The 14937-nt window shown below is 35.2% G+C and carries 13 protein-coding genes; 10 read left to right on the top strand and 3 right to left on the bottom strand.

Going from position 1 to position 14937, the window contains the following annotated elements:
* The first annotated feature begins 124 nt into the window (after positions 1–124).
* From RBH94_RS09910 to RBH94_RS09880, 7 genes are all read left to right on the top strand, one after another.
* Positions 125–1657 (top strand): helicase HerA-like domain-containing protein, encoded by a 1533-nt coding sequence (locus RBH94_RS09910; protein ID WP_307880760.1) that lies wholly within the window; start codon positions 125–127, stop codon positions 1655–1657.
* 48 nt (positions 1658–1705) lie between these two features.
* Positions 1706–2257, top strand: coding sequence for a hypothetical protein (locus RBH94_RS09905; RefSeq protein ID WP_188224315.1), 552 nt, complete (start codon positions 1706–1708; stop codon positions 2255–2257).
* 5 nt (positions 2258–2262) lie between these two features.
* Entirely contained in the window at positions 2263–3237 is a 975-nt protein-coding gene (locus RBH94_RS09900) for a YitT family protein (RefSeq protein WP_307880759.1), read from the top strand.
* 18 nt (positions 3238–3255) lie between these two features.
* Positions 3256–3627: a cupin domain-containing protein gene (locus tag RBH94_RS09895; RefSeq protein ID WP_307880758.1), complete on the top strand. Its 372-nt coding sequence runs from the start codon at positions 3256–3258 to the stop codon at positions 3625–3627.
* Positions 3628–4452, top strand: coding sequence for an alpha/beta hydrolase (locus tag RBH94_RS09890; protein WP_307880757.1), 825 nt, complete (start codon positions 3628–3630; stop codon positions 4450–4452).
* A 39-nt stretch (positions 4453–4491) separates the two neighbouring features.
* Positions 4492–5307: a 23S rRNA pseudouridine(2604) synthase RluF gene (gene rluF, locus RBH94_RS09885; RefSeq protein WP_307880756.1), complete on the top strand. Its 816-nt coding sequence runs from the start codon at positions 4492–4494 to the stop codon at positions 5305–5307.
* Between the two features lie 357 nt (positions 5308–5664).
* A complete protein-coding gene (locus RBH94_RS09880; protein ID WP_307880755.1) occupies positions 5665–6669 on the top strand; it encodes a MauE/DoxX family redox-associated membrane protein in 1005 nt (334 codons plus the stop codon).
* An 87-nt stretch (positions 6670–6756) separates the two neighbouring features.
* Here RBH94_RS09880 and folD read toward each other — a convergent pair whose 3' ends face one another.
* From folD to RBH94_RS09865, 3 genes are all read right to left on the bottom strand, one after another.
* On the bottom strand, positions 6757–7632 hold the full coding sequence (folD, locus tag RBH94_RS09875; protein WP_307880754.1) for a bifunctional methylenetetrahydrofolate dehydrogenase/methenyltetrahydrofolate cyclohydrolase FolD: 876 nt from the start codon (positions 7630–7632) through the stop codon (positions 6757–6759).
* 46 nt (positions 7633–7678) lie between these two features.
* Complete coding sequence (ffh, locus tag RBH94_RS09870; RefSeq protein WP_307880753.1) at positions 7679–9007, bottom strand: signal recognition particle protein; 1329 nt, start codon at positions 9005–9007, stop codon at positions 7679–7681.
* Between the two features lie 200 nt (positions 9008–9207).
* Positions 9208–10959 (bottom strand): hypothetical protein, encoded by a 1752-nt coding sequence (locus tag RBH94_RS09865; RefSeq protein WP_307880752.1) that lies wholly within the window; start codon positions 10957–10959, stop codon positions 9208–9210.
* Positions 10960–11072: 113 nt separating this feature from the next.
* On the opposite strand from RBH94_RS09865, the gene RBH94_RS09860 reads away from it, so the two are divergent.
* From RBH94_RS09860 to RBH94_RS09850, 3 genes are all read left to right on the top strand, one after another.
* Complete coding sequence (locus RBH94_RS09860) at positions 11073–11588, top strand: RNA polymerase sigma factor (protein WP_307880751.1); 516 nt, start codon at positions 11073–11075, stop codon at positions 11586–11588.
* A gap of 67 nt (positions 11589–11655) precedes the next feature.
* The gene (locus RBH94_RS09855; protein ID WP_307880750.1) at positions 11656–12549 is read left to right on the top strand and encodes a FecR family protein; all 894 of its coding nucleotides are present in this window, start codon (positions 11656–11658) and stop codon (positions 12547–12549) included.
* A gap of 40 nt (positions 12550–12589) precedes the next feature.
* A complete protein-coding gene (locus tag RBH94_RS09850; RefSeq protein ID WP_307880749.1) occupies positions 12590–14893 on the top strand; it encodes a TonB-dependent receptor plug domain-containing protein in 2304 nt (767 codons plus the stop codon).
* Positions 14894–14937 lie beyond the last annotated feature (44 nt).

Raw genomic sequence — 14937 nt, 5'->3', positions numbered from 1 at the left:
ATATTTATCAAAATAAAGACATTCAACAACATGCAAAAAGCAGATTAAAACTAATGGCGATTCGTAAAAAACAGCTATTTTTTTCTTCTTCAATTTTCATGTATTTTTAACCAAAACAAAAGGTATGAGCAAAACAGACGATTTTTTAAAACACATAACAGAAGGGAACATAACTAAAGGCGATTTTATCCCTGTTGGCGCCGCGATGCTCGACGGTGAAACCATAACAGGTGCTCATATAAAAATACCTTTAAAAACCTTAAATCGTCATGGATTAATTGCTGGTGCTACAGGAACTGGAAAAACTAAATCGCTACAGGTTTTAGCCGAAAATTTAAGTGAACGCGGTGTACCGGTTTTGCTTATGGATATTAAAGGAGACTTAAGCGGATTGGCCAAGCCAAGCCCTGGGCATGTGAAGATTGATGAACGTATGTCTCAAATTGGTTTACCTTTTGAAGCCAAAGCATTTCCTGTTGAACTATTAACCTTATCGGAACAAAATGGGGTTAGGCTTCGTGCTACCGTTAGCGAATTTGGCCCGGTATTATTATCTCGAATTTTAGATCTTAATGACACGCAATCTGGCATTGTAGCAGTGATTTTTCAGTATTGCGACAACAATAAACTGCCTTTATTAGACTTAAAAGATTTCAAAAAAATATTACAATATGCGACCGATGAAGGCAAAGAAGAGTTTAGCGAAGCTTATGGCCGAATTTCAACTGCGTCTACTGGAGCTATCTTACGTAAAATAGTAGAATTGGAACAACAGGGTGCCGATTTGTTCTTCGGAGAAACCTCATTCGACGTTCAGGATTTATTACGCATTGATGACAAAGGAAAAGGCTATATCAATATTATTCGTTTGACTGATATTCAAGACAGACCAAAACTATTTTCAACCTTTATGTTGAGTTTATTAGCCGAAATCTATTCAACCTTCCCTGAGCAAGGTGATTCCGGAAGACCAGAACTGGTGATTTTTATTGACGAAGCACATTTAATATTTGATGAAGCTTCAAAAGCCCTCCTTAATCAAATTGAAAGCATTGTCAAACTGATTCGCAGTAAAGGCGTAGGACTATATTTCGTTACCCAAAACCCAACCGATGTTCCCGAAGAAGTTTTAAGTCAGTTAGGTTTAAAAATTCAGCATGCCTTACGTGCGTTCACCGCAAAAGACAGAAAAGCCATTAAGCTAACAGCTCAAAATTATCCAGATTCTGAATATTACGATACTGCAAAAGTATTAACTTCTCTTGGTACCGGAGAAGCTTTAGTTTCAGCTTTAGATGAAAAAGGGCGCCCTACGCCTCTTGCAGCAACGATGATGCGTGCCCCCATGAGTCGGATGGATATTTTAACAGACGACGAATTAAAAGAACTTCTTTCAACTTCTAAACTGGTCAAAAAGTACAACGAAACCGTAGACCGTGAGAGTGCCTACGAATTATTGAATGAAAAAATTGCGCAGGCCGAAGCTGATGAAGCCAAGGAACAAGCTAAAAAAGAACAGGAAGCATTAAAAAAGACTAAAAACTCATCATCAACAAGACGCAGAAGTACAGCTATGAATCCCGTGGTAAAAGTATTAACCAGTGCCACGTTTATTAGAAGTGTTTTTGGTATTTTAACTAAAATGATGAAAAAATAATACGACATTTGTCGCTTAAAACATAAAAAACAACCTATCTATCATTACATGAAAAAACTAATATTAAGCATCACCGCTTTATCTTTATTATTTGCAAGTTGTGGCAAAACGCAAGACCCTTTCGAAGTATCTAAACAACATGTAGGCTTATTAACAGATTCTACCCTTGTTAAGAACTTAAAAACCGTTTTTATTAATGATTCTATAACCGAAATATTTAATGACAATGGCTTTATGGGCGTTGGCAAAAGCATTGAGGTTTTCGATAAAGCAGGCAAAAAATTATTAATCTTAAATCCGGAATACAAATCGGATACGACGGCTGTTGTAAAGAGTGTTCAAATTATCGATCCGCGTTATAAAACCGATAAAAATATTACTACTAAAAGTACGTTTAAAGATATTAACGGTAGCTATAAAATATCGAGAATCGATAACTTAATTAATTCGGTTGTGGTTTCGGTAAACGAAATCAATGCCAGTTTTACAATTGACAAAAAAGAATTGCCTGCCAACATTAGGTTTGACATGAATCTGGATATTGAAGCGATGCACATTCCTGATAATGCTAAAATAAAATACTTCTTTATAAACTGGTAAATCCTATGAATCCGTTTCTATCTAAATTACTAGTCGATGTTGCTCGCAAAAAGCTAAAAAGCAAAAGCGTTGCTCCTGTGAGTAAACGGCAAATTGTACCATTGGTTAGAATATTTCAGGTAGAACTGGCTCATGCCATTAAAGAATATATTTTCATTATTATTGGTGTGTTTTCTGCCGGATTCGGATTAAAAGGGTTTTTATTACCTAATCATTTTATTGACGGAGGCGCCACTGGTATTTCGTTATTACTAAACCATGTGACGTCTCTCGATTTAAGTATCTTCCTTATACTTGTTAACCTTCCGTTTTTAATTTTAGCTTCAAGAACCATAAGCATTAAATTTGCGATTAAGAGTATTGCTGCTATTGCGTTCTTAGCCTTTGTGGTTCACTTTGTGGATTATCCCATAATTACTGAAGACAAACTTTTAATTTCCGTTTTTGGCGGTTTTTTTCTTGGTTTAGGTATTGGATTATCGGTGAGAGGTGGTAGTGTTATAGACGGCACTGAGGTTCTGGCTATCTACTTAAGCCGCAAGTTGTCACTAACTATTGGAGACGTTTTACTTCTTATTAACATTATAATTTTTTCGGTTGGCGCCTATATCCTTTCTATAGAAACGGCACTTTACGCAATTTTAACGTATCTTGCGGCCGCAAAAACTGTCGATTTTGTTGTTGATGGCGTTGAAGAATATGTTGGTGTTACCATCATATCAACACACCACGAGGAGATACGCCTTATGCTTACCGAAAAGCTACAGCGCGCCTGCACCATTTATGCTGGTAAAGGAGGATTTGGCTCTTCAGGAAAAAGCTATGATAAAGACATTATTTATACAGTAGTTACACGTTTAGAACTCGCCAAACTTCAAACTGAAATCGACAAAATAGACCGAAACGCCTTTATTATTATGGGAATTGTAAAAGACCTAAAAGGCGGTATGATTAAGAAGAAACCCTTACAGGGACATTAAATCGAAAACCAAAATATTTTGGCCAATAAAAAATACACCATACAAAGTAGTCCGTTTGTTGTACCCACAACCGATGGCAAAGTTATAAAAGAGCACTTTGGTGTTGCAACCGATGGTAATAAAAACATTAGCATCGCCCATATGAAAGCACCTGAGGGATGGAGTGAACCCTTTCAAACACCAGAATTCGACGAATACACCTTTATTATTTCTGGCAGAAAGCAATTTATTATAGAAGACGAAACCGTTGTTTTAGAGGCCGGACAATCCATAAAGATAGAACGCAACACCCGAGTACAATACTCCAATCCTTTTACTGAAGTCTGCGAATACATTGCCATTTGCACACCAGCATTTTCAATGGATTTAGTACACAGAGAAGACAATTAAATGAATAATACCCTTGTTAAAACCATAGGCAAACTTATAAATACAGTAAGTTACCTATCACCAAGCTATGCAGCTAAAAAAGCTGTAGATATATTTTCAACACCAAGAAAAGGAAAATTACACACCGAAGAATTAGAGTACCTTAAGCCTGCAACTCAAAAGACTTTTCAATACGATGATATCGATATTAAAACCTATTTCTGGCAAGGAACAAGAAAAACCATTTTACTAGTTCATGGTTGGGAAAGTAACACCTATCGCTGGAAAGATTTAATCGATATTTTTAAAGCAGAAGATTACAACATTGTGGCTTTAGATGCGCCTGGTCATGGAAATTCGGGACACAAAACATTTAATGCCGTGTTGTATTCTGAATGTATTAACATGGTGGCACAGGAATTTAAGCCAGATATTATTATTGGGCATAGTATTGGCGGCACAGCATCAGCATTAGCAACCAACAATCATAAACTTCCTGTTGAAAAACTAATTTTATTAGGAGCGCCTTCAAACTTTGACGAGGTTATAGACAACTACGTAAAGATTATGGGCTACAACAAAAGGGTTACAAAAGCCATGGATGCGTATTATTTAAAACACTTTGGAAAATTACCGAGTTTTTACAGCATCAAAAACTTTTCAGAAGATCTGGAAGCCGACGGCTTAATTATTCACGATAAAAAAGACCGCATTATTTCGTATCGCGATGCATTACATATCTCTAAATATTATAAAAATTCAAAACTCGTAAAAACCAAAGGCTTTGGCCACGGTTTAAAAAATGAAATTGTTTACAATCATATTTTAGAGTTTTTAAACGCTTAGAATTGTTGTATTTTTGCCCAAAATAATAATCACCTCTACATGTCGGAAGAATTAAAACGTATAAACAAATATTTAAGTGAAGTTGGATACTGCTCACGCCGAGAAGCCGACAAACTTATTGACGCCGGTCGTGTAACCATAAACGGTAACGTTCCTGAAATGGGTACTAAAATTGCAACTGGTGATGTGGTTTGCGTTGATGGTAAAGAAATAAAAGACACTAAGGAGAGTTTCGTTTATCTGGCATTCAACAAGCCGGTGGGTATTGTTTGTACGACTGACACCAGTGTAGAGAAAGATAATATTATAGATTACATTAACTACCCGAAACGCATCTTCCCTATTGGCCGATTAGATAAACCAAGTGAAGGTTTGATTCTTTTAACCGACGATGGCGATATTGTAAACAAAATTCTTCGTGCGAGTAACAACCACGAAAAAGAATATATTGTAACGGTAGACAAGCCTATTTCTCAAACCTTTATTGAGCGTATGGCTGGTGGTATTTATTTAGAAGATTTAAAGAAAACCACCAACAAATGTAAGGTTGAAAAACTAAGCACCTACGAATTTAAAATTATATTGACTCAAGGGCTAAACCGACAAATCCGTCGTATGTGTGCGTATTTAAATTACGAAGTGCAAACCCTGAAACGTGTTCGCATTATGAACATTAAACTAGATACTCCCGTCGGAGAATACCGTGAGCTAACCAAAGAAGAGTTTAAAGAACTAAACAACTTAATTAGTACCTCAACCAAAGTCTTCAAACCTAAAACAGACCGACGCTCTGGTGCTACTTCTGAAAGACCGCAGCAAAACGACAAAAGGCAACCGAAACGCAGAAAGCGTTAAAAACCCTACTTATTTTTATCGCTATCATTCTGAATTTATTTCAGAATCTGGCATCAGCACCTATTTTAGAACTTGAAATACTGAAATAAATTCAGCACAGGTAAATTCAGGTTGACAAGATATTTGACTATTCTATATTATACGCTTTTTCATACAACTAAAGTATACCCAGTAAGTATAAACTGAAATTATAATTTGGAAAACCCTAAATTAAATTAAGCGATTAGGCTTATTAATTTTTATAATATATTTTCACTGTGATAATCTTATTGAGGAATTAATTTATATTTAAATATGTATAACACTCATCAATTACATTATACAATAGTGAGACTTAATTTGTTATTAAACTTCATTATGTTGATTGCATGTAATAAACTTTGGATAAATAATAAATCTTTACCCATTTTCCCTTTAATTGATGATAAATGGCTTACCCCCGATTTTTTAGAAGCCCCCATTCTAATTATCTATGGCATACTCCATTTTCTTGCCTTGTTTAAGCCTAAAAAGATATTTATATGGCTTATTATCCTAATTTACATAGCACTAATTCTCAATGATCAAAACAGAATTATTACCTACCATTACCAGGTAATTATAGTTTTGCTTTTATTCTTATTCAACTCTCCTATTTATTTCTACAAAGGACTTTTTATTGGCATTTATTTTTGGGGTGGCATTCATAAATTTAATCCTTGTTTTTTTAATTATTTTTCCAACCAACATCTATTTGGACTGCCTGATTTTTTGAAGTTTGTTTTGGCTATTAGCATACCTACTATAGAAACACTCTTGGCTTTAGGTCTAATTTTTAGGTTGACCAAAAAATATGCTTTTTTAGGTCTTGTATCTATGCATTTACTTATTTTAATTTCAGTCTTTTTATTCTTTAAAAGTTATAATATAATTCCTTGGAATATTATCAACTGCTTAATTCTGTTTCACCTTTTCTGGAAAAACTCAAAAGTTCATTTTACTATAGAAAACTCAAAAATAGGAATGCCTAGTCTAATTTTGGCTATTACCATTTTTGCAGGTCCATTATGTAATAAAGCTAATTTATGGGATGAATTCCTAGCTTTTAAAATGTATACTTATGATGTGAATCAATTTTATTATGAAGTCTCTGACAAAGTTAAAACCAGCCTCCCTATAGAAATTCATCAATCTTACAGAAAAAATAAAAATGGTAAAACCTTATTTTATCTCTATGATTGGTTTTATCGTATTAATGGAGTACCCATGTATCCTGAAGAAAGAAATATCATTCGAATTGAACAATATTTGGAAGGTTACCTTCCATCAGGAGCACTGTTTAGTGAGGAATTAATTCTTAAGAATTATAGCTATTGTGAATAAAACATTATTTAAATTAAGCCTTAATTACAATAAAAAAGCAGCATTTAATAAAATGCTGCTTTTAAATTTTATAGAGTTTCTATATTTCTATCCGTGTCTTTCTCTTGCTAACAAGGTATTCTTAAGAAGCATAGCAATCGTCATTGGGCCTACACCTCCAGGTACCGGAGTAATATAGCTAGCTTTAGGGCTTACACTTGCAAAATCGACATCACCAGCTAAACGGTAACCCGCTTTTTTAGTGTCGTCTGGTACGCGTGTAATACCTACGTCGATAACCACAACACCATCTTTAACCATATCGCCGGTCAAGTACTCAGAAATACCAATCGCAGCCACAATAATATCAGCACCACGAGTGATTTCAGCTAAATTCTTTGTACGACTGTGTACAACTGTAACCGTTGCATCACCAGCCTTACGCTTCTGGCTCATTAAAATACTCATTGGGCGACCAACAATATGACTACGTCCCATAACAACCACATTTTTACCAGAGGTTTCTACGTTGTAACGCTCTAATAATTCCATAATTCCGAATGGTGTTGCCGGAAGGAACGTTGGTAAATCTAAAGCCATTCTCCCCACATTTGTTGGGTGGAAACCATCAACATCTTTATCTGGGTCGATAGCCATTAATACCTTTTGCTCATCGATGTGCTTAGGTAATGGCAACTGCACGATAAATCCATCGATATCATCATTGGTATTTAATTCGTGGATTTTCTGTAATAGAACATCTTCGGTAGTTTCCTCAGGTAAGTCTATTAAAGTTGAATGAAACCCAATTTTTTCACAAGCTTTAACTTTAGCGTTCACGTAAGTCATACTTGCTCCGTCTGTTCCTACTAAAATTGCCGCTAAATGAGGTACTTTTTCACCATTAGCAACCATATTGCTTACCTCAACAGCGATTTCCTCTTTAATATCGTTACTTACTTTTTTTCCGTCTAAAATGGTCATTGTCTAGATATTGTTGATAATTGAAATAACTTCTTAACTTAAAAAATTAACGCATGCCTCGCATCATACCCATCATCTTTTTAGCACCACCACCCTGCATCATCTTCATCATTTTGCTCATTTGGTTGAATTGCTTTAAAAGCTGATTAACTTGCTGTACCGAAGTTCCGGATCCTTTACCTATACGTTTCTTTCTACTCGCATTAATGATTGAAGGGTTGGTTCTTTCTTCAGGTGTCATCGAATAGATAATGGCTTCAATACCTTTAAATGCATCATCATCGATATCGACATCCTTTAACATTTTTCCAGCACCAGGTATCATACCCATAAGGTCTTTCATGTTACCCATTTTCTTGATTTGCTGAATCTGATTTAAGAAATCGTCGAAACCAAACTGATTCTTTGCAATTTTCTTTTGAAGCTTACGTGCTTCTTCTTCATCAAACTGCTCTTGCGCACGCTCTACTAACGACACCACATCTCCCATACCAAGGATACGGTCTGCCATACGTGACGGATAGAACACATCGATCGCTTCCATTTTCTCACCAGTACCAATAAACTTAATTGGCTTATTAACTACCGATTTAATTGAAATAGCCGCACCACCACGCGTATCACCGTCTAATTTAGTAAGGATAACCCCGTCAAAATTCAACACATCGTTGAAAGCTTTTGCTGTATTTACAGCATCTTGACCTGTCATAGAATCTACAACAAACAACGTTTCTTGTGGTTTAATGGCAGCGTGAATGTTAGAAATCTCGGTCATCATCGCTTCATCAACAGCTAAACGACCCGCAGTATCTATAATTACTACATTATGTCCGTTAGCTTTTGCATGTGCAATACCTGCCTGAGCAATAGCTACAGGATCTTGATTTCCCTTATCGCTAAAAACCTCTACACCAATCTGCTCACCAACCACATGTAACTGATCGATTGCCGCTGGACGATACACGTCACAAGCCACTAATAAAGGTTTCTTTGTTTTTTTATTTTTAAGGTAATTAGCAAGCTTACCAGAAAAGGTTGTTTTACCAGAACCTTGTAAACCCGACATTAAAATAACACTTGGTGTACCCGACAGGTTAATGCCTTCAGCATCACCTCCCATTAATTGGGTCAACTCGTCTTTAACGATTTTAACCATTAATTGTCCTGGCTGTAATGTGGTTAATACATCTTGCCCAAGCGCTTTTTCCTTAACGGTATTGGTAAATTGCTTTGCTATTTTAAAGTTAACATCGGCATCTAATAAAGCACGTCTTACTTCCTTCAGGGTTTCTGCTACATTGACTTCTGTAATACTTCCGTGTCCTTTAAGAACGTGTAAGGCTTTATCTAATTTATCGCTTAAATTATTAAACATAATTGTTATTGAAATTTTAAGAAGTGCAAATTTAGTGATTTGCTGTGTATTATAGAAGTATACTAATATAAAATATGGCACAAAAAAAAGGACTATCAAAATCACTACTTTGATAGCCCTTTCTGGTGAAAGCTTCCTTAAATAATTAACCTACTAATTTGAACAAAAAAGATAAGCTTTCAACCGGTAGCAGAGTTAATTTAATTCTTCTTTTCCAATACTAAAATGCGTTCTACTGCTCCTGAGGCACTAAAGTCTTTTAATTCTATTCGTGTGGTTGATACCTCTTTAATTCTCCAACGATGATTTAATACCGCAAACGGAGCTGTTTCTTCAAAACGCATTCCCATAAACAAAGCATCGTTTCGGTAAGCTAACCAAGACCCGTTGATAACGTTAGCTTCGAGGTCTGTTGCTTTTACTCGTCCTGTAACCATAAAATTGATCGTGTAATCACCATAATCAGAGGTTTTATCAACCTCGCCTTCCTGATACTTGGCCACTTCCCAATCTCCAATAATTAACAGAGCATCTATATATTTTACATCGTCGTCAAGCTCCGGACAGTGTCTTTTCAAGACCATTTTATTATTAGCATTCTCCAATTTAATTAATCCGGGCTCCAAGAATGTAATTAACCATTCCAGATTTAAATTCGGACGACCTTCAAAAGCTATTTGCAACATAAAACCTGCATCAACTTCAGTCACTTGATAGGTGCCTTCAACAAGCTCACCATTTATGCGAAGTTTCACCACATTTTCAGCATAGAATTTTAAAGGCGTGCCTATATATTCTTTTTCATTATCAACACCTTCAGCATATAAACGTTCAATACGCCAAAAACACTCTTTCAAATAATTCTCAATACGTTCTTTGGTATAATCAAAAACAATATCACAGTTTTTCTTTAAAATCACACGGTTACCTCCTGCCTGATATAATTTAATTCTTCCATATTCTAAATCGTAAACAAACCATTCTAAGCTAAAATCGACCAAGGTATCGAACTCTAATTTTATTAAAGCTCCATTATCGGTTACTCGGGTAGACCAGGTTCCTGTTAAGGTATCTCCACCTCTGGTGCGCACCTGCACCACATTTTCAGCTTTAAATACGATGGCATACTCCTGGTATTTCTCGCGCAAATCATCTTCATTTCTTTCAAACTCATGAACTACCCATGGACAAGTCTGTAATAAATTATCTAAGCGTTCTTTCGTAAAATCATGATCTCCATAATCGTTATCATCATCTTCATCACAAGCATTTTTTGCTTCTCTCATCACATTTCGTAATGCCAGGTTATTATTAACCTCAACGGTCGACCCATCATATAAAATCATAGTCACAGGAAAATTTAAACTAGCAATTACACCGCCCTCTTTCACTGTATGCATAAACTTGTACAATGCGCGATCGCCTTCAATGACAACATTATCAATAACTTGAAATTGAGTATCGTAAACCGAAAATGAAATAGGATACTGAAAATCGATACATTCAATATCGTCATCTTCCTCGTTATCGCCACGGCATTCCTGAGCCAATTCTATTAATTCTGCTTTCGATTCAATTACAATTTCAGTAAAATCGGAAGATGTTACTGTTATTGGAAACATAATTTCCAAATCACTGTATTCGTAATCAAACTCTTTAAATAAAGCGACAATAATTTTATAATCTTCGGTAGAATCTATAGTTATTTCTAATCCGTGAACAGACACTGTTATAGGTAATTCCACGGTTAAACAGCTTGCTCTATCAATAATATTATCCATAGAACCGTCTTTAGCTGAAGTTGCTTCTATTAAAACCGCAAGTTCTGAATTTGCTGTAATGGTTTCAGATTCTTCGGCAGTTGAAATATCGACAACTTCATCCTGGCAAGACGTCATTAGGGCAATGGCAAAAAAAGGCAGTAGTAAAAATAATTTTAGTTTAGCTTTCATGATATGTGATTTTGGTTATTCATAACTTTTGATAATAGAACAAGTTAACTTTAAAAATTCCTACCCTATACATTCTTTTTTTTTTATTTTAGTTAATCCAACTTAAACGGAATATGCCAAAATCTATACAGGACCATGTTTGCGAAGAACATATGTTTTCTTCAATTTTTAATAAGTACGCTAAAGATTTGCACAACTTTTTATATTATAAATTCGGGGAGCAATTACACCCTAAAGATAAAGTTCAGGAAGCCTTTGTTAAACTTTGGGAAAATTGCGCCAAAGTAACACCTGATAAAGCTAAAAGTTTTGTTTTTACCACCGCTAACAATTTAATGCTTAACGAAGCAGCCCACCAAAAGGTTATTTTAAAATATCAGGCGACAAAACCTAAAAGTTATACCAACGAAACTCCTGAATTCTTAATGCAGGAGAATGAATACCATAAAAAAATTCAACTCGCCCTGGCCAATTTAACCGATGCGCAACGAGAAGCTTTTTTGATGAATAGAGTTGAAGGCAAACGTTTTAAGGAAATTGCCGAGCTTTTAGATATTTCGACTAAAGCCGTAGAAAAACGTATTTATGGCGCTTTAGAGAAATTGAGAAAAGACATTAAAGAACTGTAATCTTAAAATTTAATTTTTAGGGTAGGAAAAAATAATAGTTAACTGTTATATAGACGTATAAGGACTTATGGAAAGAGAACAACTAATATCGAAATGGTTAAATAACGAGCTGAAGGATCAGGAACTTGAGGCTTTTAAAAAGCTTGAAGATTACAACGATTTAATTCAGCTGAATCAGGCTTTGCAGACGTTTAAATCTGAAGAATATGATACTGCTGAAGCCTTAGATCAGGTTTTAAATACTATTAACAGTTCGAAAAAGGAGACAGGATCCTGGACAAAACATATGGTACGAATTGCCGCTGTTCTTGCCATTTGCTTTAGTCTGTATTACTATACAACTTTAGACACCACCTACACCACAGATATTTCCGAAAAAACATATATAGAACTACCAGACCAGTCTACAGTAAATTTAAATGCTAAATCGACTTTGGTTTTTAATAAAAGTGATTGGAAAAAAGAACGTGAAGTCAACCTTTCAGGTGAAGCTTTCTTTAAAGTTGCCAAAGGATCTTCATTTCATGTGAAAACCAAAACAGGTATTGTTACCGTATATGGTACACAGTTTAACGTTAAACAACGTGAACAGTTTTTTGAAGTTATTTGCTACGAAGGTTTAGTTGGAGTGACCTATAATTCACAAGAAACTAAATTAAAACCTGGAGACAGGTTTTTAATTCTAGATGGGAAATTTATTGCTAATGAAAAAGAAAAAAATCTAGAACCTTCGTGGTTAAATGATGAAAGTACCTTTAAAAGTTTACCTTACAAACAAGTAATTACTGAATTCGAGAGACAATACGGTGTTACCATTAACTTAGTTAACATAGATGAAAACCAACTGTTTACAGGTAGTTTCACCCATACCAATTTAGACGTTGCACTAAAATCTATCACCGTACCGTTACATATTAACTATAGTAAAACAAACGACACGATAACATTAAAAGGTGAATAGAAAGCTTATTTTTTCTATTATTTACGGCTTATGTTTTTTGATGTTTTTACCTGTAAACGGACAAACCCATCAAGAAAAGGAATCCCTTTTTTCAATTTTAAAAAAACTTGAAGACCGTTACAATGTTAGTTTTTCATATGCAGATGCAGCAATTAAAGATAAAACTGCGGTATTACCAGATACCAACCTAACGCTTCAAGACGCTTTAAATCTTTTAAACACTCAAACTCAATTAGAATTTGAGGTTTTAGATAATCGGTTTATTGCCGTAAAAGAACGCATAGTATCAAACCAATCGTCATTTAAAACACAACGACTCGACGAAATCATTGTTTCAAAATACCTTACCAATGGTATTGAAAAATTAAACGACGGAGCCATTACCATAAACACGGAAGCCTTTGGTATTTTACCAGGTTTAATTGAACCCGATGTGTTACAAACCATTCAGGCACTTCCAGGAATTTTAAGCACCGATGAAACCGTATCAAACATAAATATTCGAGGCGGTACACACGACCAAAACCTATTTCTTTGGGATGGCATTAAGATGTATCAATCGGGGCATTTTTTCGGGTTAATATCGGCGTTCAATCCATACACGACCAAAAAAATAAACGTTTACAAAAACGGCAGCAGTGCCAAGTACGGCGATGGTATTTCAAGTGTTATCGATATGAAATTACACGACAATATCGACAATGAATTTAAAGCAGGACTTGGTTTCAACCTGATTAATGCCGACGGTTTTGCCAAAATACCCCTTTCAAAAAAAACCGAGTTACAAATATCGAGCAGACGTTCAATTACAGATTTGATAACCACACCAACCTACGACCAGTACTTTAAACGTATTTTTCAGGATTCCGATTTAACAAACACTTCCTCCTCTAATTCCATTTCGCAAAATGAAAAGTTCTATTTCTACGATGTCGCTTTAAAATTTCTTTACGACATCACCGAAAAGGACAAAATCCGATTTCATTTTTTGAATGTAAATAACTTTTTAAATTACGACGAACAATCGACAAACAACAATAGAGATGAAGCCTTAAACAGCAGTTTAAGACAAGAAAATTTAGCCACGAGTATTACGTATACCCGAGATTGGAACAAGACCTTATCAACCACCTCACAAATATATGTTTCCAACTACGATTTAGACGCGACTAATTTCGACATTATTAACAACCAACGCCTCATTCAGGAAAACGAAGTTTATGATGGTTCAGCTAAACTAGATATTAATTACAGCCCCAATTACCAGTTTAAAATAAACGGCGGCTACCAATTTACCGAGGTTGGCATTAGCAACTTAGAGGATGTTAACAACCCGTATTTTAGAAGTTATGTTAAAGAAGTGATTCGTAGCCATGCAGCTTATGCTGAAACCCAATACCTATCCAACAACGCACAAACAAAACTTCACTTAGGTGGCCGATTGAATTATTTCCCGAAATTCGACAAAATACTAATGGAACCCAGATTAAGTTTTAGTCAGCGTTTTCTAAATAATTTCAGACTGGAAATCCTAGGTGAATTAAAAAGTCAAACCACATCCCAAATTATCGATTTACAAAACGACTTTTTAGGCATTGAAAAACGCCGATGGGTTTTAGCTAATAATTACACGGAAGTAACAACGATAGACAACCAGACTATTTTCCCAGTTCCTATCTTAAAAAGCAAACAAGTGTCTACCGGAATACATTACAATAAAAACCACTTATTAATTAGTTTGGAAACCTACTTAAAAAACGTAGATGGTATCACCACAAGAAGCCAGGGTTTTCAAAACCAGTATCAGTTTGTACATGCGATTGGAAGTTACAATATTAGAGGATTAGATGTGTTAATTAACAAACAGTTTGGAAACACGGTAAGTTCATGGATTTCCTATTCTTACAGCACCAACGACTATACTTTCGATAGTTTAAATGATGGACAATCATTCCCAAACAATACCGATATTCGACATGCTGTTTCGTTTGCCAGCACCTATACTAATCGTAATTTTAAATTTGCCTTAGGTGTTAACTGGCATTCCGGGAAGCCAACCACATTACCAGATGCAAACCACAGTGCGGATGACGATGTGATTACATATGCTACTCCGAACAGTTCAAACCTAAAAGATTATTTGCGAACCGATTGCTCAGCAACCTATGCGTTCAATATTTCAAATGCTACAAAAGCTACAGTTGGCGCCTCTATCTGGAATCTTTTAAACCAAACTAACATCATAAATAGCTACTACACCTTAGATGACAGTAATACCGTAAATAAAATTGAAAATCACTCTTTAGGTATCACCCCTAATGTAAGTTTTCGGATAAGGTTTTAAACTAAAAAAGGCACATTTAAAAATGTGCCTTTTAATATTTCTAT

The organism is Aestuariibaculum sp. YM273, from assembly GCF_030908365.1.
GTDB classification, from domain to species: Bacteria; Bacteroidota; Bacteroidia; order Flavobacteriales; family Flavobacteriaceae; genus Aestuariibaculum; species Aestuariibaculum marinum.
Note: the sequence above shows the minus strand (reverse complement) of the source record. Positions and strands in the feature narration are given on the sequence as shown.

Excerpts from the sequence above, each read along its gene's own strand:
- RBH94_RS09905 (WP_188224315.1), top strand. The coding sequence starts at position 1,706 with ATGAAAAAACTAATATTAAGCATCACCGCTTTATCTTTATTATTTGCA.
- RBH94_RS09850 (WP_307880749.1), top strand. The coding sequence starts at position 12,590 with ATGTTTTTACCTGTAAACGGACAAACCCATCAAGAAAAGGAATCCCTT.
- RBH94_RS09890 (WP_307880757.1), top strand. The coding sequence starts at position 3,628 with ATGAATAATACCCTTGTTAAAACCATAGGCAAACTTATAAATACAGTA.
- RBH94_RS09855 (WP_307880750.1), top strand. The coding sequence starts at position 11,656 with ATGGAAAGAGAACAACTAATATCGAAATGGTTAAATAACGAGCTGAAG.
- RBH94_RS09900 (WP_307880759.1), top strand. The coding sequence starts at position 2,263 with ATGAATCCGTTTCTATCTAAATTACTAGTCGATGTTGCTCGCAAAAAG.
- RBH94_RS09860 (WP_307880751.1), top strand. The coding sequence starts at position 11,073 with ATGCCAAAATCTATACAGGACCATGTTTGCGAAGAACATATGTTTTCT.
- RBH94_RS09865 (WP_307880752.1), bottom strand. The coding sequence starts at position 10,959 with ATGAAAGCTAAACTAAAATTATTTTTACTACTGCCTTTTTTTGCCATT.
- ffh (WP_307880753.1), bottom strand. The coding sequence starts at position 9,007 with ATGTTTAATAATTTAAGCGATAAATTAGATAAAGCCTTACACGTTCTT.
- RBH94_RS09880 (WP_307880755.1), top strand. The coding sequence starts at position 5,665 with ATGTTGATTGCATGTAATAAACTTTGGATAAATAATAAATCTTTACCC.
- folD (WP_307880754.1), bottom strand. The coding sequence starts at position 7,632 with ATGACCATTTTAGACGGAAAAAAAGTAAGTAACGATATTAAAGAGGAA.
- rluF (WP_307880756.1), top strand. The coding sequence starts at position 4,492 with ATGTCGGAAGAATTAAAACGTATAAACAAATATTTAAGTGAAGTTGGA.
- RBH94_RS09910 (WP_307880760.1), top strand. The coding sequence starts at position 125 with ATGAGCAAAACAGACGATTTTTTAAAACACATAACAGAAGGGAACATA.